Genomic DNA, 18,483 nt, shown 5'->3' with positions numbered 1-18,483 from the left:
ACAACGGATTCTGTAGGAGTACATCGTGCGTAAGTTGACTCAATTGGTTCTGCTGGCCACTGTGCTGGTAACCACACCGGCCTTCGCCGAAATGAAAATCGCCGTTCTGAACTATCAGATGGCTCTGCTGGAATCCGACGCCGCCAAGCGTTATGCCGTGGATGCCGAGAAGAAGTTCGGTCCGCAACTGACCAAGCTGAAGACTCTGGAAAGCAGCGCCAAAGGCATCCAGGATCGTCTGGTAGCCGGTGGTGACAAGATGCAGCAAGGCGAGCGTGAGCGTCTGGAGCTTGAGTTCAAGCAAAAGGCCCGCGACTACCAGTTCCAGTCCAAGGAACTGAACGAAGCCAAAGCCGTTGCTGACCGTGAAATGCTCAAGCAGCTCAAGCCGAAACTCGACAGCGCTGTGGAAGAAGTCATCAAGAAAGGTGCCTTTGACCTGGTGTTCGAGCGCGGCGCCGTGATTGACGTCAAGCCTCAATACGACATCACCCGTCAGGTGATCGAGCGCATGAACCAGCTGAAGTAAGCCATGACCGCGACTATCAAACTCGGCGAGTTGGCCGAGTTCCTTGGGGCCACCTTGCGTGGCACCAAGGAGAAAGAAATCACTGGGCTAGCCACCTTGCAGGAGGCTGGCCCAGCTCAGTTGAGCTTCCTCGCAAATCCCCAATACCGTAAATACCTGGTCGACAGCCAAGCCGCAGCCGTGTTGCTGAAGGCCGCTGACGCCGAAGGGTTTGCCGGGGATGCGCTGGTGGTGGCCGACCCTTACCTGGCGTATGCCCGGGCGTCGCACCTGTTCGATCCAAAGCCTAAAGCTGCTGTCGGTGTTCATCCTTCAGCGGTGATCGCTGACGATGCCCAGGTCGATCCTGCAGCCAGTATTGGCGCGTTTGCAGTGATTGAGAGCGGTGCACGTATTGCTGCGGGTGTCACGGTGGGCGCTCATTGCTTTATCGGCGCGCGCTGTGAAATTGGCGCCGATGGCTGGCTGGCCCCTCGCGTGACGCTTTACCACGACGTGCGTATTGGTGAGCGGGTGGTGATTCAGTCGGGTGCCGTGATCGGTGGTGAAGGGTTTGGTTTTGCCAACTCCAAAGGTGTCTGGCACAAGATTGCCCAGGTCGGCGGCGTACTGATCGGCGATGACGTCGAAATCGGCGTCAACACCGCAGTCGACCGTGGGGCCTTGGCCGATACCGTGATAGGTAACGGCGTGAAGCTCGATAACCAGATCCAGATCGCCCACAACGTGCAGATTGGCGATCACACCGCCATGGCAGCATGCGTCGGGATTTCCGGCAGCACCAAGATCGGCAAGCATTGCATGCTCGCCGGTGGCGTTGGGCTGGTGGGGCATATCGATATTTGCGACAACGTCTTCATTACCGGCATGACCATGGTGACCCACTCGATTACCGAGCCGGGCGCCTACTCTTCCGGTACGGCCATGCAGCCTGCGGCTGAATGGCGCAAGAGTGCAGCGCGCTTGAGGCAACTTGACGACATGGCTCGCCGCCTCAAGCAGCTGGAAAAGCGTGTTGGGGACGTGACCCCTGGCGGTAATGCTTCATCAGAAGGCTGATACCATTTCCATATCAAGTGTGCACAGCCGCTAGACTGCCTCCTTGATTTGCTAGCGGGGCGTGCGTTTAGTCCGCCCGCCCCCAATCTTTATTACAGGCTTCCCCCCGAAATGATGGACATCAACGAGATTCGCGAATACCTGCCCCACCGTTACCCGTTCCTGCTGGTGGATCGTGTAGTGGACCTCAATGTCGAGGAAAAGCGCATTCGTGCCTACAAGAATGTCAGCATCAACGAACCGTTCTTCAATGGTCACTTTCCTGCGCATCCAATCATGCCGGGCGTGTTGATCATCGAAGCGATGGCCCAGGCTGCCGGTATCCTTGGTTTCAAAATGCTCGACCTCAAGCCTGCCGATGGCACGCTTTACTATTTCGTGGGCTCCGACAAGCTGCGCTTCCGTAACCCGGTCACCCCGGGTGACCAGTTGATCCTGGAAGCCAAGTTCATCAGTTGCAAACGCCAGATCTGGAAGTTCGAGTGCCAGGCCTCGGTGGACGGCAAGCCGGTGTGCTCCGCTGAGATCATCTGCGCGGAACGCAAACTATGAGTTTGATTGACCCTCGCGCAATCATCGATCCGTCGGCCATTCTGGCCGCCGACGTTGAGGTCGGCCCTTGGTCGATCGTCGGCGCAGGTGTTGAAATCGGCGAGGGGACTGTCATCGGGCCACACGTGATCCTCAAAGGTCCGACCCGCATTGGCAAACACAATCGCATCTACCAGTTTTCCTCGGTAGGCGAAGACACCCCGGACATGAAGTACAAGGGTGAAGAAACACGCCTGGTAATCGGTGATCACAACATCATCCGTGAAGGCGTGACCATTCACCGTGGCACCGTGCAGGATCGTGCCGAAACCACCTTGGGTGACCACAACCTGATCATGGCCTATGCGCACATCGGCCATGACAGTGTGATCGGCAACCATTGCATCCTGGTCAACAACACGGCACTGGCTGGCCACGTGCACGTTGACGATTGGGCGATCCTGTCCGGTTTCACCCTGGTGCATCAGTATTGCCACATCGGCGCCCACAGCTTTTCCGGCATGGGTACGGCGATCGGCAAGGACGTTCCGGCATTCGTCACGGTCTTCGGCAACCCTGCCGAAGCCCGCAGCATGAACTTCGAAGGCATGCGCCGTCGCGGTTTCAGCGAAGACGCTATTCACGCCCTGCGCCGTGCCTACAAGGTGGTTTACCGCCAAGGGTTGACGGTCGAACAGGCCCTGACCGAACTGACCGAGCCGGCAGCGTTGTTCCCGGAAGTTGCGGTGTTCCGCGACTCTATCCAGGCATCGACCCGCGGCATCACCCGCTGATCATGGCCAATCTGCGTATCGCGCTGGTGGCCGGTGAAGCTTCCGGCGATATTCTCGGCGCAGGCCTGATGCGGGCCCTTAAGGCCCAGCATCCTGCGGTGGAGTTTATTGGCGTGGGCGGCCCACTCATGCAGGCTGAAGGTCTGACTTCTTACTTTCCCATGGAGCGCCTCTCGGTCATGGGGCTGGTGGAAGTATTGGGCCGTCTGCGTGAGCTGTTGGCGCGGCGTAAGCTACTGATTCAGACACTGATCGAAGAAAAGCCCGACGTATTTATCGGAATCGACGCGCCGGACTTCACCCTCAACATCGAACTCAAGTTGCGTCAGGCCGGTATCAAGACCGTGCATTACGTCAGCCCGTCCGTGTGGGCGTGGCGCCAGAAGCGCGTGCTGAAGATCCGCGAAGGCTGCGACTTGATGCTGACCTTGTTGCCATTCGAGGCCAGGTTCTACGAAGAAAAGGGCGTGCCGGTACGGTTTGTCGGGCACACGCTGGCCGACACCATACCGTTGCAAGCGGATCGCGCTGCTGCGCGCGCCGAACTGGGTTTACCCGACGGCCCGCTCGTAGCGCTGATGCCGGGCAGTCGAGGTGGCGAAGTCGGGCGCCTGGCCAGCGTGTTTTTTGATGCGGCCGAACGTCTTCAATCCATGAAGCCTGGTATTCGCTTCGTCTTGCCGTGTGCCAGCCCGCAACGGCGTGCACAAATCGAGACGCTGCTTGAAGGGCGCAATCTGCCGTTGACCTTGCTCGATGGCAAATCGCACCTGGCCCTCGCAGCCTGTGATGCGGTACTGATCGCCTCGGGCACGGCGACCCTGGAGGCGCTGCTGTACAAGCGCCCAATGGTTGTGGCCTATCGTCTGGCGCCGCTGACGTTCTGGATTCTCAAGCGCATGGTCAAAAGCCCTTACATCTCCTTGCCCAACCTGCTGGCCCAGCGCCTGCTGGTGCCGGAGTTGTTGCAGGACGATGCAACGCCTGAAGCGCTGGCGCAAACGCTACTGCCCTTGATCGACGGCGGAGAAGAGCAGACCCGTGGTTTTGACGATATCCACCGCACTTTACGCCGTGACGCGTCGAACCAGGCGGCCGACGCCGTATTGACCTTGATCGGCCAACAACAGGACGCTTTATGACAACGCAAATGGGCCTGGACTTCAGCCTGGTCGCCGAAGCTCACGCGCTGGTCGCCGGTGTCGACGAAGTAGGGCGTGGCCCGCTGTGTGGCGCCGTCGTGACGGCGGCGGTGATTCTCGACCCGAACCGCCCGATTCTCGGCCTCAACGACTCGAAAAAACTCACCGAGGCGCGGCGTGAAAAGCTCTACGACGAGATTTGCGAAAAAGCGCTGAGCTGGCATATCGCCCGTGCCGAAGTCGAAGAGATCGACGAGTTGAACATCCTCCATGCGACCATGCTGGCCATGCAGCGCGCGGTGGAAGGCCTGCACATCACCCCGAAAATGGCGATGATCGATGGCAACCGTTGCCCTAAATTGACGATGCCATCAGAAGCCGTGGTCAAGGGTGATAGCAAGGTGCCGGCCATCGCCGCCGCGTCGATCCTGGCCAAGGTCAGCCGTGACCGTGAAATGGCTGCTTTCGAATTGATCTACCCCGGCTACGGTATCGGAGGCCATAAAGGCTACCCGACGCCCGTTCATCTGGAAGCCCTGGCGCGCCTGGGCCCGACGCCGATCCATCGGCGCTCGTTCGCCCCGGTCCGCCTGGCTTACGAGGCGCGGGAAAGCCTCAGCGAGGTTTAGTCGCGAGGCTGATGTTTTTGCCAAGGCCCGGTACAATCCGGCCTTTAAAGCGCAGTAGCTTTAAATGCCGGATTTCCGGGCTTTGTTGTTTCTACGTTTAAGACAGGATCACTATGCCGGCTTCATTCGTTCACCTACGCCTGCACACTGAATACTCCCTGGTCGACGGCCTGGTACGGATCAAACCACTGGTCAAAACCCTGGTGGGCATGAATATGCCTGCGGTCGCGGTTACCGATCAGAACAACATGTGTTCCCTGGTCAAGTTCTACAAGAACGCCATGGGTGCCGGCATCAAGCCAATTTGCGGCGTCGACCTGTGGCTGTCCAACAAAGACCCGGATAACCCCCTGAGCCGCATCAGCCTGCTGGCGATGAACGGCGTGGGTTACCGCAACCTCACTGAGCTGATTTCCCGTGGCTTTATCGACGGTCAGCGTAACGGCTCGATCATCATCGAGCGCGAGTGGGTGGCCGAAGCGAGCGAGGGCGTGATCATGCTCTCGGCAGCCAAAGAGGGTGAGATCGGTATCGCGTTGCTCGGCGGCAACCCTCAGGAAGCCGAGGTGCTGGCCCGCGAGTGGATGCAGGTGTTCCCGGACCGCTTTTATCTGGAAGTCCAGCGCACCAATCGCCCCAATGATGAAGAGCACCTGCACGCTGCCGTGGCCCTGGCTGACAAGCTGGGCGCGCCGCTGGTCGCGACCAACGATGTGCGTTTTATCAAGAAGGAAGATTTCGAAGCTCACGAAACCCGCGTGTGCATCGGCGAAGGCCGGGCCCTGGATGACCCGCGTCGTTCGAAGAACTACAGCGAGGAGCAATACCTCAAAAGCGCCGACGAAATGGCCGAGTTGTTCAGCGACCTGCCCGAAGCCCTGGAAAACTCCGTCGAGATCGCCAAACGCTGCAACATCGAAGTGAAGCTGGGCAAGCACTTCCTGCCCAACTTTCCCATTCCCGATGGCATGACCATCGATGAGTACTTTCGCAAGGTGTCGTTCGATGGCCTGGAGGAGCGTCTATCCGTTCTGTTGCCCAAGGACACCACCGAAGACTACGACGCCAAGCGCCAGGTCTACGTTGATCGGCTGAATTTCGAGCTGGATATCATCATCCAGATGGGCTTCCCCGGTTACTTCCTGATCGTTATGGACTTTATCCAGTGGGCCAAAAGCAACGGCGTACCGGTAGGTCCTGGCCGGGGGTCGGGTGCTGGCTCGCTGGTGGCCTATGTGCAAAAGATTACCGACCTCGACCCGCTGGAATATGACCTGCTGTTCGAACGGTTCCTGAACCCGGAACGGGTTTCCATGCCCGACTTCGACGTCGACTTCTGCATGGACGGTCGCGACCGTGTGATTGAGTACGTGGCTGAGAAGTACGGCCGCAACGCCGTGAGCCAGATCATCACGTTCGGTTCGATGGCGGCGAAAGCGGTGATCCGGGACGTGGCTCGAGTACAGGGCAAGTCCTACGGCCTGGCGGATCGTCTGTCGAAGATGATCCCGTTCGAAGTCGGCATGACCCTCGAAAAAGCCTACGAGCAGGAAGAAATCCTGCGTGACTTCATCAAGGTCGATGAAGAAGCCGCTGAAATCTGGGACATGGCGCGCAAACTCGAAGGCGTGGTGCGTAACGTCGGTAAACACGCCGGTGGTGTGGTAATCGCGCCGACCAAGCTGACCGACTTTTCGCCGATCTATTGCGATGAAGAAGGCGACGGCCTGGTCACTCAGTTCGACAAGGATGACGTGGAGGCGGCCGGCCTGGTGAAGTTCGACTTCCTCGGTCTGCGCACCCTGACGATCATTGACTGGGCGCTCAAGACGATTAACCGCGAGCGCGCCAAGGTCAACGAAGAACCGCTGGATATCGCGTTTATCCCGCTGGACGACAAGCCTACCTACCAGTTGCTGCAAAAAGCCGAAACCACGGCGGTATTCCAGCTTGAGTCGCGCGGCATGAAAGAGCTGATTAAAAAGCTCAAGCCCGACTGCCTGGAAGACTTGATCGCACTGGTGGCGCTGTTCCGTCCAGGCCCGCTGCAATCGGGCATGGTGGATGACTTCATCAACCGTAAGCACGGCCGTGCCGAGCTGGCGTATCCGCACTCCGACTACCAGTACGAAGGCCTCAAGCCGGTACTGGCGCCGACCTACGGCATCATCCTGTATCAGGAACAGGTGATGCAGATTGCCCAGGTCATGGCCGGTTACACCCTCGGGGGTGCGGACATGCTGCGTCGCGCCATGGGTAAGAAAAAACCCGAGGAAATGGCCAAGCAACGGGGCGGTTTCATTGAAGGTTGCGCCACCAATAATATCGACGCCGACCTCGCCGGTAACATTTTCGACCTGGTGGAAAAATTCGCCGGTTATGGCTTCAACAAATCCCACTCCGCCGCCTACGGCCTGGTTTCGTACCAGACCGCGTGGCTGAAAGCCCACTACCCAGCGCCGTTCATGGCTGCAGTACTCTCGGCGGATATGCACAACACCGACAAGGTCGTGACCTTGATCGAGGAAGTGCGCACGATGAAGCTGCGCCTCGACGCGCCGGACGTGAACGCCTCGGAGTTCAAGTTCACGGTGAACGACGAAGGCCGCATCATCTACGGCCTGGGCGCGATCAAAGGGGTGGGCGAAGGCCCGGTGGAGGCAATCACTGAGGCGCGCCAGGATGGGCCGTTCAAGGACCTGTTCGATTTCTGTGCGCGGGTTGACCTCAAGCGCATCAACAAGCGCACCCTCGATGGCTTGATCCGCAGTGGCGCACTCGATCGTCTCGGCCCGTACTTCCATGATGAGCCGAAAGCGTATCAGGCCAATATCGACCGCAACCGTGCGGTGCTGCTGACCGCCATGGAAGAAGCGATCAAGGCGGCCGAACAGACTGCCCGCACGCATGACAGCGGCCACGCCGACCTGTTTGGCGGGTTGTTCGTCGAAGCAGACGCGGACGTGTACGGCAACCACCGCAAGGCCAAGGAATTGACCCTCAAGGAACGGCTCAAGGGTGAGAAAGACACGCTGGGCCTCTACCTGACCGGCCACCCGATTGACGAATACGAAGGCGAAATTCGCCGTTTCGCCCGTCAGCGCATCATCGACCTGAAACCGGCGCGTGACACCCAGACCGTCGCCGGCATGATCATCGCCCTGCGGGTGATGAAAAATAAGAAGGGCGACAAGATGGGCTTTATCACCCTCGATGACCGCTCGGGCCGGATCGAGGCGTCGCTGTTTGCCGATGCCTTCCACTCCGCCCAGTCGTTGTTGCAAACCGATGCCATGGTGGTGGTGGAAGGCGAGGTCAGCAACGATGACTTCTCCGGCGGCCTGCGCCTGCGGATCAAAAGGGTGATGAGCATGGAAGATGCACGTACCAATTTGGCGGAAAGCCTGCGTTTGAAGGTCAAGACCGAAGCGCTCAAAGGCGATCAGCTACGCTGGTTGGGTGACCTGCTCAAACGCCACCGCGGCGCGTGCCCGGTGACCATGGAGTACACCGGCAATGACGCCAAGGCGATGCTGCAGTTTGGTGAGACGTGGCGAATTGATCCTGCTGATGGCTTGATTCAAGCTTTGCGTGACCAGTTCGGGCGAGACAACGTCTTCCTCCAATACCGTTGACGGTCAGATACGTCTGATCTCGACTGAACATTTAATCTCGACCTAAACGCGCCTCTCCCTTAAGGTAGGGCGCGAATAGACAACCGGCTGGCCAGGCACCCCTTGGCCGTCGACCCAAGACGGACGCTTATGAACCCGAATTTTCTTGATTTCGAACAGCCGATCGCTGACCTGCAAGCCAAGATCGAAGAACTGCGCCTGGTCGGCAATGACAATTCGCTGAACATCGGCGATGAGATCGCTCGCCTGCAAGACAAGAGCAGCACGCTCACCGAAGACATCTTCGGCAAGCTGACCAGCTGGCAGATCGCGCGTCTGGCTCGCCACCCGCGCCGTCCCTACACCCTGGACTACATTCAGCACATTTTCACCGAGTTCGACGAGCTGCACGGCGACCGCCACTTCTCCGACGACGCGGCCATCGTGGGCGGTATCGCTCGCCTGGACGACCAGCCGGTGATGGTGATCGGTCACCAGAAAGGCCGCGAAGTGCGCGAAAAGGTACGCCGCAACTTCGGCATGCCGCGCCCTGAAGGCTACCGCAAGGCCTGCCGCCTGATGGAAATGGCCGAGCGTTTCAAAATGCCGATCCTGACCTTCATCGACACCCCGGGTGCCTACCCAGGTATCGACGCCGAAGAGCGTAACCAGAGCGAAGCGATCGCCTGGAACCTGCGCGTGATGGCCCGCCTGAAAACCCCGATCATCGCCACCGTGATTGGTGAAGGTGGTTCCGGCGGTGCGCTGGCCATCGGGGTTTGCGACCAGTTGAACATGCTGCAATATTCGACCTACGCGGTGATCTCGCCGGAAGGTTGCGCTTCGATCCTGTGGAAAACCGCCGAAAAGGCGCCGGACGCTGCCGAAGCCATGGGTATCACCGCCGATCGCCTCAAAGGCCTGGGCATCGTTGATAAGGTTATCGCCGAGCCATTGGGCGGCGCCCACCGTGACCCGGCTGCCGCTGCGGCGACCATCCGCGCCGAGCTGGGCTCGCAACTGGCGATGCTCAAGAAGCTGGATAACGAGGCACTGCTGGCCCGTCGTTATGAGCGCCTGATGAGCTACGGTCTCTGATCAGACACTGATCTGACAGGCAAAGCCGTACGAATGTGGGAGCGGGCTTGCTCGCGAATGCGCTGTATCAGTCGACCTATTCAGTGACTGACACACCGCCTTCGCGAGCAAGCCCGCTCCCACATTTGCTGTGTGTATGCTTGGCTGCCGTATTCCAGTTCTGCGCCGGTATTTTTGATGAGCCCTACCTTACCCGCCAAACTCCTGCAAAACCTTGCGCCCTGGCGCAACGCCCCGGCCTGGCATATCGCATTCTCCGGTGGGCTTGATTCAACCGTCCTGCTGCACCTCCTCGCCTCCCTGGCAAACACCGAAACCCTGCCGCCTCTCAGCGCCATCCATATCCACCATGGCCTGCAAGCTGCCGCCGATGCCTGGCCAAGTCATTGCCAAGCCGTATGTGACGAGCTGGGCGTGCCCTTGCGGGTGGCGCATGTGCACGTTCAGTCGGGTGCCAGCCTTGAGCGGGCGGCGCGTGATGCGCGCTACCGGGCGTTTGCCGAGGTGACCGGGGCAGGGCAGGTGATGCTCACCGGCCAGCATCGTGATGACCAAGCCGAAACCCTGCTGTTTCGCCTGTTGCGCGGGGCGGGCGTGCGCGGGTTGGCGGCAATGCCCGTGCATCGCCCGTTGGCGGATGGACACTTGGTGCGACCATTGCTGGATGCCTCGCGTGCTGAGTTGGAGGCCTACGCCCAGCAACACCAGTTGACGTGGATCCAAGACCCTTCCAACGCCGATTCGCGGTTTTCCCGCAATTACCTGCGCCATCGTGTCGTCCCGGTGCTGGCGGAGCGTTGGCCTCAAGCTGTCGCAAGCCTGGCCCGCACTGCCGAACACCTCAGCGAAGCCCAGGGTCTGTTGGACGAATTGGCATTGATGGACCTGCAAGCCGCCGACCAACCCTCGGCATTTCCCTGGTTGTGCTTGCCGTCGTTGGCCCTTGCGCCGTTACGCGAGCTTTCCGATGCCCGTCAGCGCAATGCCCTGCGCCATTGGCTCAACCCTCTTACTCGGTTACCCGACAGCGACCACTGGGCCAGCTGGTATTCCCTGCGCGACGCCAAGGCCGACGCGCAACCACGGTGGGGCCTGGCCGACGGCCAGGTGCACCGTTGTGGCGAGCGCATTTGGTGGCTGCCTTCCACTTGGTCGGAATTTTCCGACGCGTCAGTGAGCTGGTCGCAGCCGCAAAACCCTCTAGAGTTACCCGGCAATGGCCAGCTGAGATTTGTCGGCAAGGCCCCCGCAGGGCCATTGATGATCCGTTACCGCCAGGGCGGCGAAATCATTGACGTGCCGGGCCGAGGCCGGCGTGACCTGAAGCGTTTGCTTAACGAATGTGGGCTGCCGGGCTTCATGCGTGGCAGATTGCCGCTGCTCTATCAGGGTGAACAATTGCTGGCTGTCCCCAGCCTTGCGTGGTTAGGGGTGATATCGCCGGGCGACTGGCAATTACATTGGATGCCACAGACGTGCGATCAAGGTTTGAGCTGATAGAGCCTTTCCGGTAGACTACGCTCCCTTCTTGATACAACTTCTGTGGATTCGACTGAATTGCAGGAGTTGCCGATTACCAAGCAGTCTTTGCTGGGCGATTCCAAAAAATGTGTAGCGATCAACGTACCGGTGTTTCATTGCTGGTCTGTCACAACGCGGCGGTTTTTTTGAAAGGTGCACTGTGATTAATGCAGGTGATCGGGGGCTTCGGCCTTCCTTCGCTTTCCCCGGCGGCTCGGACCGCTTTAACGCAGACTTCTAGGGTTTTTCATGACGCGCTACATATTCGTCACGGGCGGTGTTGTTTCTTCATTGGGGAAAGGCATTGCCTCCGCTTCATTGGCGGCCATCCTGGAGGCGCGGGGACTTAAGGTCACCATGCTCAAGCTGGACCCGTACATCAACGTTGACCCGGGCACCATGAGCCCGTTCCAGCACGGTGAAGTGTTCGTCACACACGACGGCGCCGAGACCGACCTGGACCTGGGCCACTACGAGCGGTTCATCCGCACGACCATGACCCAGAACAACAACTTCACCACCGGCCGTGTCTACGAGCACGTGCTGCGCAAGGAGCGCCGTGGTGACTACCTGGGTGCAACCATCCAGGTGATCCCGCACATCACCGACGAAATCAAGCGCCGCATCATCAAGGGTGCAGGCGATGCCGACGTGGCGATGGTCGAGATCGGTGGCACCGTAGGTGACATCGAATCCCAGCCGTTCCTCGAAGCCATCCGCCAGTTGCGTTTCGAAGTCGGCGCCAAGCGCGCGATGCTGATGCACCTGACACTGGTGCCTTACATCGCTACCGCGGGCGAAACCAAAACCAAGCCAACCCAGCACTCGGTCAAGGAACTGCGTTCCATCGGCCTGCAGCCGGACGTGCTGGTGTGCCGCTCCGATCACCCGATCGACATTTCCTCGCGTCGCAAGATCGCGCAGTTCACCAACGTTGAAGAGCGTGCGGTGATTGCCCTGGAAGACGCCGACACCATCTACAAGATCCCGGGCATCCTGCATTCGCAAGGCCTGGATGATTTTGTGGTCGAGCGTTTCGGCCTGCAGTGCAACGGTGCGGACCTGTCCGAGTGGGAAGCCGTGGTTGATGCCAAGCTCAACCCTGAGCACGAAGTCACCATCGCCATGGTCGGCAAGTACATGGAACTGCTGGACGCGTACAAGTCGCTGATCGAAGCGATGAGCCACGCCGGTATCAGCAACCGTACCAAGGTCAACCTGCGCTACATCGATTCCGAAGACATCGAGAACCAGGGCACCGCACTGCTCGAAGGCGTTGACGCGATCCTCGTTCCCGGCGGTTTCGGCCTGCGTGGCGTGGAAGGCAAGATCACCGCTGTGCAGTACGCTCGTGAAAACAAGGTGCCGTACCTGGGCATCTGCCTGGGCATGCAAGTGGCCGTTATCGAATTCGCTCGCAACGTGCTGGGCTGGAAAGACGCCAACTCCACCGAGTTCGATCACGCCAGCGGCCACCCGGTCGTCGGCCTGATCACCGAGTGGGAAGATGCCACCGGCGCCGTTGAGACCCGTACCGAAAGCTCCGACCTGGGCGGCACCATGCGCCTTGGTGCGCAAGACTGCCTGCTGGAGCCGGGCTCGCTGGTCCACGATTGCTACGGCAAGGATGTGATCGTCGAGCGTCACCGTCACCGCTACGAAGTGAACAACAACCTGCTGCCGCAGATCAAAGAAGCCGGCCTGAAGATCTCCGGTCGCTCCGGTGATGGCAAGCTGGTTGAAGTGGTCGAGGCGCCGGATCATCCGTGGTTCGTGGCGTGCCAGTTCCACCCTGAGTTCACCTCGACCCCGCGCGACGGTCACCCGTTGTTCACCGGTTTCGTTAAAGCAGCACTGACGCAACATCAGAAGAAGGCGTGAACCTGATGGCCCAGAAGATCATTCGCGTAGGCGACATCGAGATTGCCAACGACAAGCCCATGGTGCTGTTCGGCGGCATGAACGTGCTGGAAAGCCGCGACATGGCGATGCAGGTCTGTGAAGAGTACGTCAAGGTCACCGAGAAACTCGGTATCCCCTACGTGTTCAAGGCCAGCTTCGACAAGGCCAACCGTTCGTCCGTGACCTCCTATCGCGGCCCAGGCCTTGAAGAAGGCATGCGGATCTTCCAGGACATCAAGCAAGCCTTCGGCGTGCCGATCATCACCGACGTCCACGAGCCTGAACAGGCTGCCGTGGTCGCCGAGGTGTGCGACATCATCCAGCTGCCGGCCTTCCTGTCGCGCCAGACCGACCTTGTGGTCGCCATGGCCAAGACCGGCGCTGTGATCAACATCAAGAAAGCCCAGTTCCTCGCGCCTCAGGAAATGAAACATATCCTGAACAAGTGCGTGGAAGCGGGTAACGACCAGTTGATCCTCTGCGAGCGCGGTTCGAGCTTCGGCTACAACAACCTCGTGGTGGATATGCTCGGTTTCGGCATCATGAAACAGTTCGAGTACCCGGTGTTTTTCGACGTGACCCACGCGCTGCAAATGCCCGGTGGTCGTGCCGATTCCGCTGGCGGGCGGCGTGCCCAGGTACTGGACCTGGCCAAGGCCGGCATCAGCCAGTCTTTGGCGGGCCTGTTCCTGGAAGCCCACCCGGACCCGGACAACGCCAAATGCGACGGTCCGTGCGCCCTGCGCCTGGACAAGCTGGAGCCATTCCTGGCCCAGCTCAAGCAGTTGGACGAACTGGTCAAGAGTTTTCCGACGGTAGAGACCGCGTAAGCGGCATTTCTCCGGTAGACTTTCCCTCGCTTTACGCTCAGGCCTGCGGGCCTGAGCCTTGTCGCCTGCAAGCCTGCCCCGTTGTTCCACCCTTGCGGTCGGTCAAAAGATTTCCTTCAGCTGCGTCGTTTTCGTCAACTTTGGAGTGTTTACAACAATGGCAAAAATCGTCGACATCAAAGGTCGTGAAGTTCTCGACTCCCGTGGCAACCCCACCGTCGAAGCCGACGTGCTTCTCGATAACGGCATCATCGGCAGCGCCTGCGCGCCGTCCGGTGCTTCTACCGGTTCGCGCGAAGCGCTGGAACTGCGTGATGGCGACAAGAGCCGTTACCTGGGCAAAGGTGTACTCAAGGCTGTAGCCAACATCAACGGCCCGATCCGTGACCTGTTGCTGGGCAAGGACCCGCTGGACCAGAAAGCCCTGGACCACGCGATGATCAAGCTCGACGGCACTGAAAACAAAGGCAGCCTGGGCGCCAACGCCATCCTCGCCGTGTCCCTGGCCGCTGCCAAGGCCGCCGCCCAGGACCAGGACCTGCCGCTGTACGCCCACATCGCCAACCTGAACGGCACGCCGGGTGTGTACTCGATGCCGGTGCCGATGATGAACATCATCAACGGCGGCGAGCACGCTGATAACAACGTCGACATCCAGGAATTCATGGTACAGCCGGTTGGCGCCAAGACCTTCTCCGAAGGCCTGCGCATGGGCACCGAGATTTTCCATCACCTCAAAGCTGTGTTGAAGGCCCGTGGTCTGAGCACCGCGGTGGGTGACGAGGGTGGTTTCGCCCCGAACCTGGCGTCCAACGAAGATGCACTGAAAGTGATCTCCGAAGCCGTGGCCAACGCGGGCTACAAGCTGGGCACCGACGTGACCCTGGCTCTGGACTGCGCCGCCAGCGAGTTCTACGAGGACGGTAAATACAACCTGTCCGGCGAAGGCCACGTGTTCACCTCCGAAGGTTTTGCTGACTACCTCAAAGGCCTGACCGAGCGCTACCCGATCATCTCGATCGAAGATGGCCTGGACGAGTCCGACTGGGCGGGCTGGAAAGTCCTCACCGACAAGATCGGCGAGAAAATCCAACTGGTCGGCGACGACCTGTTCGTGACCAACACCAAGATCCTCAAAGAAGGCATCGACAAGCAGATCGCCAACTCGATCCTGATCAAGTTCAACCAGATCGGCACCCTGACCGAAACCCTGGAAGCCATCCAGATGGCCAAGGCCGCGGGCTACACCGCCGTGATCTCGCACCGCTCCGGCGAAACCGAAGATTCGACCATTGCCGACCTGGCGGTGGGCACTTCGGCCGGCCAGATCAAGACCGGCTCCCTGTGCCGTTCCGACCGCGTGTCCAAGTACAACCAATTGCTGCGTATCGAAGAGCAACTGGCAGGTAAGGCCAAATACAACGGTCGCAGCGAGTTTCGCGGCTGAGTGTTAAATGGTAAAAAGTCGACGGGTTGCGTCGGAAATAACACGACAGTGTGAATTTCGACGCTAATCTGAGGGCTATCAAGCACAAGCCTGGTTCATCCAGGCTTCGTGCTATCAGTTGCTTCAAAAGTTTTGCATGGCTGTCTTTTTTTACTGGATACCCGGATTTCGATGCGCAGTCCCAATTGGTTGTTCCTCGTCTTGCTCTTATTGCTGGCTGGCCTGCAGTACCGCCTATGGGTCGGTAATGGCAGCTTTGCGCAGGTGAAAGAGCTGACCCAGCAAATTGCCGACCAGCACGCCGAAAACGAAATCCTGCTGGAGCGCAATCGCGTCCTCGATGCCGAAGTGCTTGAGCTGAAAAAAGGGATGGAGACCGTTGAAGAACGGGCTCGTCATGAGTTGGGCATGGTCAAGGAGGGCGAAACCCTCTACCAGTTGGCCCAATGAACCCGTCGTTACCGGCCTTCTGGGCCGTGATTCCTGCCGCGGGCGTTGGTGCCCGTATGGCCGCGGACCGTCCCAAGCAGTACTTGCAACTGGGCGGGCGCACTATTCTCGAACACAGCCTCGGCTGTTTTCTCGATCATCCTGGCCTCAAGGGGCTGGTGGTCAGTCTTGCTGTAGATGACCCCTATTGGCCAAGCCTGTCGTGTGCCAGCGACCCTCGCATTGTGCGTGCGGACGGCGGCGACGAGCGCTCGGGTTCAGTACTCAATGCGTTGCTGCAACTCAATGCGCTTGGCGCCAGCGATGACGACTGGGTGCTGGTGCACGACGCCGCGCGCCCTAACCTGAGCCGTGATGACCTCGACACGTTGTTGGCGGAACTCGCCGATGATCCGGTTGGCGGCCTGCTCGCCGTGCCGGCGCGCGACACCCTCAAGCGTGTCGACAAGCACGGCCGTGTGGTGGAAACCGTCGATCGCAGCCTGATCTGGCAGGCGTATACGCCGCAGATGTTCCGCCTGGGTGCCTTGCATCGCGCCCTGGCCGACAGCCTGGTGGCAGACGCAGTGATCACCGACGAAGCCTCGGCCATGGAATGGTCGGGCCAGGCGCCGCGCCTGATCGAAGGGCGCGCGGACAATATCAAGGTCACCCGCCCGGAAGATCTGGAATGGCTCCGGCTGCGGTGGGCAAACCGCAGATAGTCAGTGACACCGTGTCGACTTCATCGCAGGCAAGCCAGCTCCCACAGTTGAAATGCAATTCCCTGTGGGAGTCCGGCTTGCCCGCGATGAGGCCCGAACAGTCGCCCTAAATTACGCGCTGTACTCCGGCCGTTCAGCCAACCCCTCCTTCAAAAAATCCACCAGCTTCCTGACCTTCGGCGACAAATGCCGTTGCTGCGGATACAGCGCCCACACCGCCGTATTCGGTGGCTGATGCGCCTCCAGCAGCGACACCAGCGCGCCACTGTGCAAATGCTCCAGCACGTAATAATCCGGCAGTTGGCACAACCCCACCCCTTGCAGCGCTGCATCCAGTACCGCTTGCCCACTGTTGCAACGCCAGTTTCCCTGCACCCGTTGGGAAAATTCCCGCCCATCCTGCGCCAGTTGCCAAATGTCCGAGCTGCCGATCAGGCAGTTATGCCGACTTAATTCCGACAAACTATGTGGCCGACCGTACCGAGCCAAGTAGGACGGCGACGCGCACAGGTACATGCGTCGAGGGGCCAGGCGACTGGCAACCATGCGCGAGTCTTGCAGGCGGCCCAGCCGGATCGCCAGGTCCAGGCCTTCATGCACCAGGTCCAACTGGCGATTGCTCAGCTCGATGTCCACGCGCAATTGCGGATACAGCCCCATGAATCGCGTGACCAGCGGCACGATAAAGCGCTCGCCGTACGCCACCGCACAGGTCATGCGCAACATGCCCTTGGGTTCGCTGGTGAGGTCGCCCACCGCGCGTAAGGCTTCTTCACGACCATCTTGTAAGCGCTGGCAATGTTGCAGGAAGGTCTGGCCGGCTTCGGTCAGCGTTACCTTGCGCGTACTTCGATACAACAAGCGGGTTTGCAACCGCTCTTCCAAGCGCGCTACCTGCCGGCTGATATGCGATGAAGACACGCCCAGCCGTTCGGCCGCCGCGGTGAATTGGCTGCATTCAGCCACGGCGACAAACTCATCGATGCCTTCCCAGCGGTTTTCCAACATGTTGATTGTCCCTGTACAGCAATAAAGTTTTGCTTTTGCCTGGATTATTAATCAGTCAGCCATGTTTTACACTCACTGCCTCAGTTTTTAACTCCCTGGAGAAACACGGATGATCAAGTCCCGCGCTGCCGTAGCCTTCGAAGCGAAAAAGCCCCTTGAGATTGTTGAAGTGGATGTCGCCATGCCCAAGGCTGGCGAGGTGCTGTTGCGGGTGGTCGCGTCCGGCGTGTGCCATACCGACGCCTACACCTTGTCGGGCGCCGACCCGGAAGGCATTTTCCCGTCGATCCTTGGCCATGAAGGCGGTGCGGTGGTTGAAGCGATCGGTGAGGGCGTGACCTCGGTTGCTGTCGGTGACCACGTGATCCCGCTGTACACCCCGGAATGTGGCAAGTGCAAATTCTGCCTGTCGGGCAAGACCAACCTGTGCCAGGCCATCCGCTCCACCCAAGGCAAAGGCCTGATGCCCGATGGCACCACGCGCTTCTCCTACAAGGGGCAGCCGATTTTCCACTACATGGGCACCTCGACCTTCTCCGAGTACACCGTGTTGCCGGAAATCTCCGTGGCCAAGATTCCTAAAGAAGCGCCGCTGGAAAAGGTCTGCCTGCTGGGTTGCGGCGTCACCACCGGCATCGGTGCCGTGATCAACACGGCCAAGGTCAAGCCAGGCGACACCGTGGCGATCTTCGGTCTGGGCGGCATCGGCCTGTCGGCAGTGATCGGCGCGGTCAAAGCCAAGGCCGGCCGCATCATCGCCATCGACATCAACCCGGCCAAGTTCGAAATTGCCAAGCAACTGGGTGCCACCGACTGTATCAACCCGAAAGACTACGACCGCCCAATTCAGGACGTAATTGTCGACTTGACCGACGGCGGCGTGGACTTTTCCTTCGAGTGCATCGGCAATGTGCAACTGATGCGCGCCGCGCTCGAGTGCTGCCACAAAGGCTGGGGCGAGTCGGTGATCATCGGTGTTGCCGGCGCCGGCCAGGAAATCGCCACTCGCCCATTCCAGCTGGTGACCGGTCGCGTCTGGCGCGGTTCGGCGTTCGGCGGCGTGCGCGGTCGTACTGAATTGCCAAGCTACGTGGAAATGGCCCAGACCGGCGAGATCCCGCTGGACACGTTCATCACCCACACCATGGGCCTGGAAGACATCAACAAAGCGTTTGATCTGATGCATGAAGGCAAGAGCATTCGTACCGTCATCCACTTCTGAGGT

16 protein-coding genes are annotated in these 18,483 nt (G+C 59.7%); 15 read left to right on the top strand and 1 reads right to left on the bottom strand.

Going from position 1 to position 18,483, the window contains the following annotated elements; translation table 11 throughout:
- The first annotated feature begins 25 nt into the window (after positions 1–25).
- The 14 genes from JFT85_RS09565 (at position 26) to ispD (ending at position 16,250) form a co-directional block, all read left to right on the top strand.
- Positions 26–529 carry an OmpH family outer membrane protein gene (locus tag JFT85_RS09565; protein ID WP_003189173.1) on the top strand — a complete coding sequence of 168 codons (504 nt, stop codon included), beginning with the start codon at positions 26–28 and terminating at the stop codon, positions 527–529.
- Positions 530–532: 3 nt separating this feature from the next.
- Positions 533–1,588, top strand: coding sequence for a UDP-3-O-(3-hydroxymyristoyl)glucosamine N-acyltransferase (gene lpxD, locus JFT85_RS09560; RefSeq protein ID WP_053254743.1), 1,056 nt, complete (start codon positions 533–535; stop codon positions 1,586–1,588).
- Between the two features lie 111 nt (positions 1,589–1,699).
- Positions 1,700–2,140: a 3-hydroxyacyl-ACP dehydratase FabZ gene (gene fabZ, locus JFT85_RS09555; protein ID WP_003172281.1), complete on the top strand. Its 441-nt coding sequence runs from the start codon at positions 1,700–1,702 to the stop codon at positions 2,138–2,140.
- Positions 2,137–2,913: an acyl-ACP--UDP-N-acetylglucosamine O-acyltransferase gene (gene lpxA / locus JFT85_RS09550; protein ID WP_201229752.1), complete on the top strand. Its 777-nt coding sequence runs from the start codon at positions 2,137–2,139 to the stop codon at positions 2,911–2,913. The genes fabZ and lpxA overlap by 4 nt, the downstream gene beginning before the upstream one ends.
- 2 nt (positions 2,914–2,915) lie before the next feature.
- Positions 2,916–4,055 carry a lipid-A-disaccharide synthase gene (lpxB, locus tag JFT85_RS09545; protein WP_069552036.1) on the top strand — a complete coding sequence of 380 codons (1,140 nt, stop codon included), beginning with the start codon at positions 2,916–2,918 and terminating at the stop codon, positions 4,053–4,055.
- Complete coding sequence (rnhB, locus tag JFT85_RS09540) at positions 4,052–4,684, top strand: ribonuclease HII (RefSeq protein ID WP_053254746.1); 633 nt, start codon at positions 4,052–4,054, stop codon at positions 4,682–4,684. Before lpxB ends, rnhB begins: the two co-directional genes overlap by 4 nt.
- A gap of 113 nt (positions 4,685–4,797) precedes the next feature.
- Entirely contained in the window at positions 4,798–8,319 is a 3,522-nt protein-coding gene (dnaE, locus tag JFT85_RS09535; RefSeq protein WP_053254747.1) for a DNA polymerase III subunit alpha, read from the top strand.
- Between the two features lie 129 nt (positions 8,320–8,448).
- Positions 8,449–9,396, top strand: coding sequence for an acetyl-CoA carboxylase carboxyltransferase subunit alpha (locus JFT85_RS09530; RefSeq protein WP_016976871.1), 948 nt, complete (start codon positions 8,449–8,451; stop codon positions 9,394–9,396).
- A 177-nt stretch (positions 9,397–9,573) separates the two neighbouring features.
- Complete coding sequence (gene tilS, locus JFT85_RS09525) at positions 9,574–10,893, top strand: tRNA lysidine(34) synthetase TilS (RefSeq protein ID WP_201229751.1); 1,320 nt, start codon at positions 9,574–9,576, stop codon at positions 10,891–10,893.
- Positions 10,894–11,166: 273 nt separating this feature from the next.
- Entirely contained in the window at positions 11,167–12,798 is a 1,632-nt protein-coding gene (locus JFT85_RS09520) for a CTP synthase (RefSeq protein ID WP_053254749.1), read from the top strand.
- Positions 12,799–12,803: 5 nt separating this feature from the next.
- Positions 12,804–13,649: a 3-deoxy-8-phosphooctulonate synthase gene (kdsA, locus tag JFT85_RS09515; protein WP_010212442.1), complete on the top strand. Its 846-nt coding sequence runs from the start codon at positions 12,804–12,806 to the stop codon at positions 13,647–13,649.
- Positions 13,650–13,806: 157 nt separating this feature from the next.
- On the top strand, positions 13,807–15,096 hold the full coding sequence (gene eno / locus JFT85_RS09510; RefSeq protein WP_053254750.1) for a phosphopyruvate hydratase: 1,290 nt from the start codon (positions 13,807–13,809) through the stop codon (positions 15,094–15,096).
- Between the two features lie 171 nt (positions 15,097–15,267).
- Entirely contained in the window at positions 15,268–15,546 is a 279-nt protein-coding gene (gene ftsB / locus JFT85_RS09505) for a cell division protein FtsB (RefSeq protein WP_053254751.1), read from the top strand.
- Entirely contained in the window at positions 15,543–16,250 is a 708-nt protein-coding gene (gene ispD / locus JFT85_RS09500; protein ID WP_187601836.1) for a 2-C-methyl-D-erythritol 4-phosphate cytidylyltransferase, read from the top strand. The genes ftsB and ispD overlap by 4 nt, the downstream gene beginning before the upstream one ends.
- 111 nt (positions 16,251–16,361) lie before the next feature.
- Here ispD and JFT85_RS09495 read toward each other — a convergent pair whose 3' ends face one another.
- A complete protein-coding gene (locus tag JFT85_RS09495; protein WP_053254753.1) occupies positions 16,362–17,258 on the bottom strand; it encodes a LysR substrate-binding domain-containing protein in 897 nt (298 codons plus the stop codon).
- Between the two features lie 109 nt (positions 17,259–17,367).
- Here JFT85_RS09495 and JFT85_RS09490 point away from each other — a divergent pair, with 109 nt between their 5' ends.
- Positions 17,368–18,480, top strand: a complete 1,113-nt coding sequence (locus JFT85_RS09490; protein ID WP_025855143.1) for an S-(hydroxymethyl)glutathione dehydrogenase/class III alcohol dehydrogenase — start codon at positions 17,368–17,370, stop codon at positions 18,478–18,480.
- Positions 18,481–18,483 lie beyond the last annotated feature (3 nt).

Origin of the sequence: Pseudomonas sp. TH04, from assembly GCF_016651355.1 — a bacterium.
In the GTDB taxonomy this organism is placed as follows: domain Bacteria; phylum Pseudomonadota; class Gammaproteobacteria; order Pseudomonadales; family Pseudomonadaceae; genus Aquipseudomonas; species Aquipseudomonas fluorescens.
Note: the sequence above shows the minus strand (reverse complement) of the source record. Positions and strands in the feature narration are given on the sequence as shown.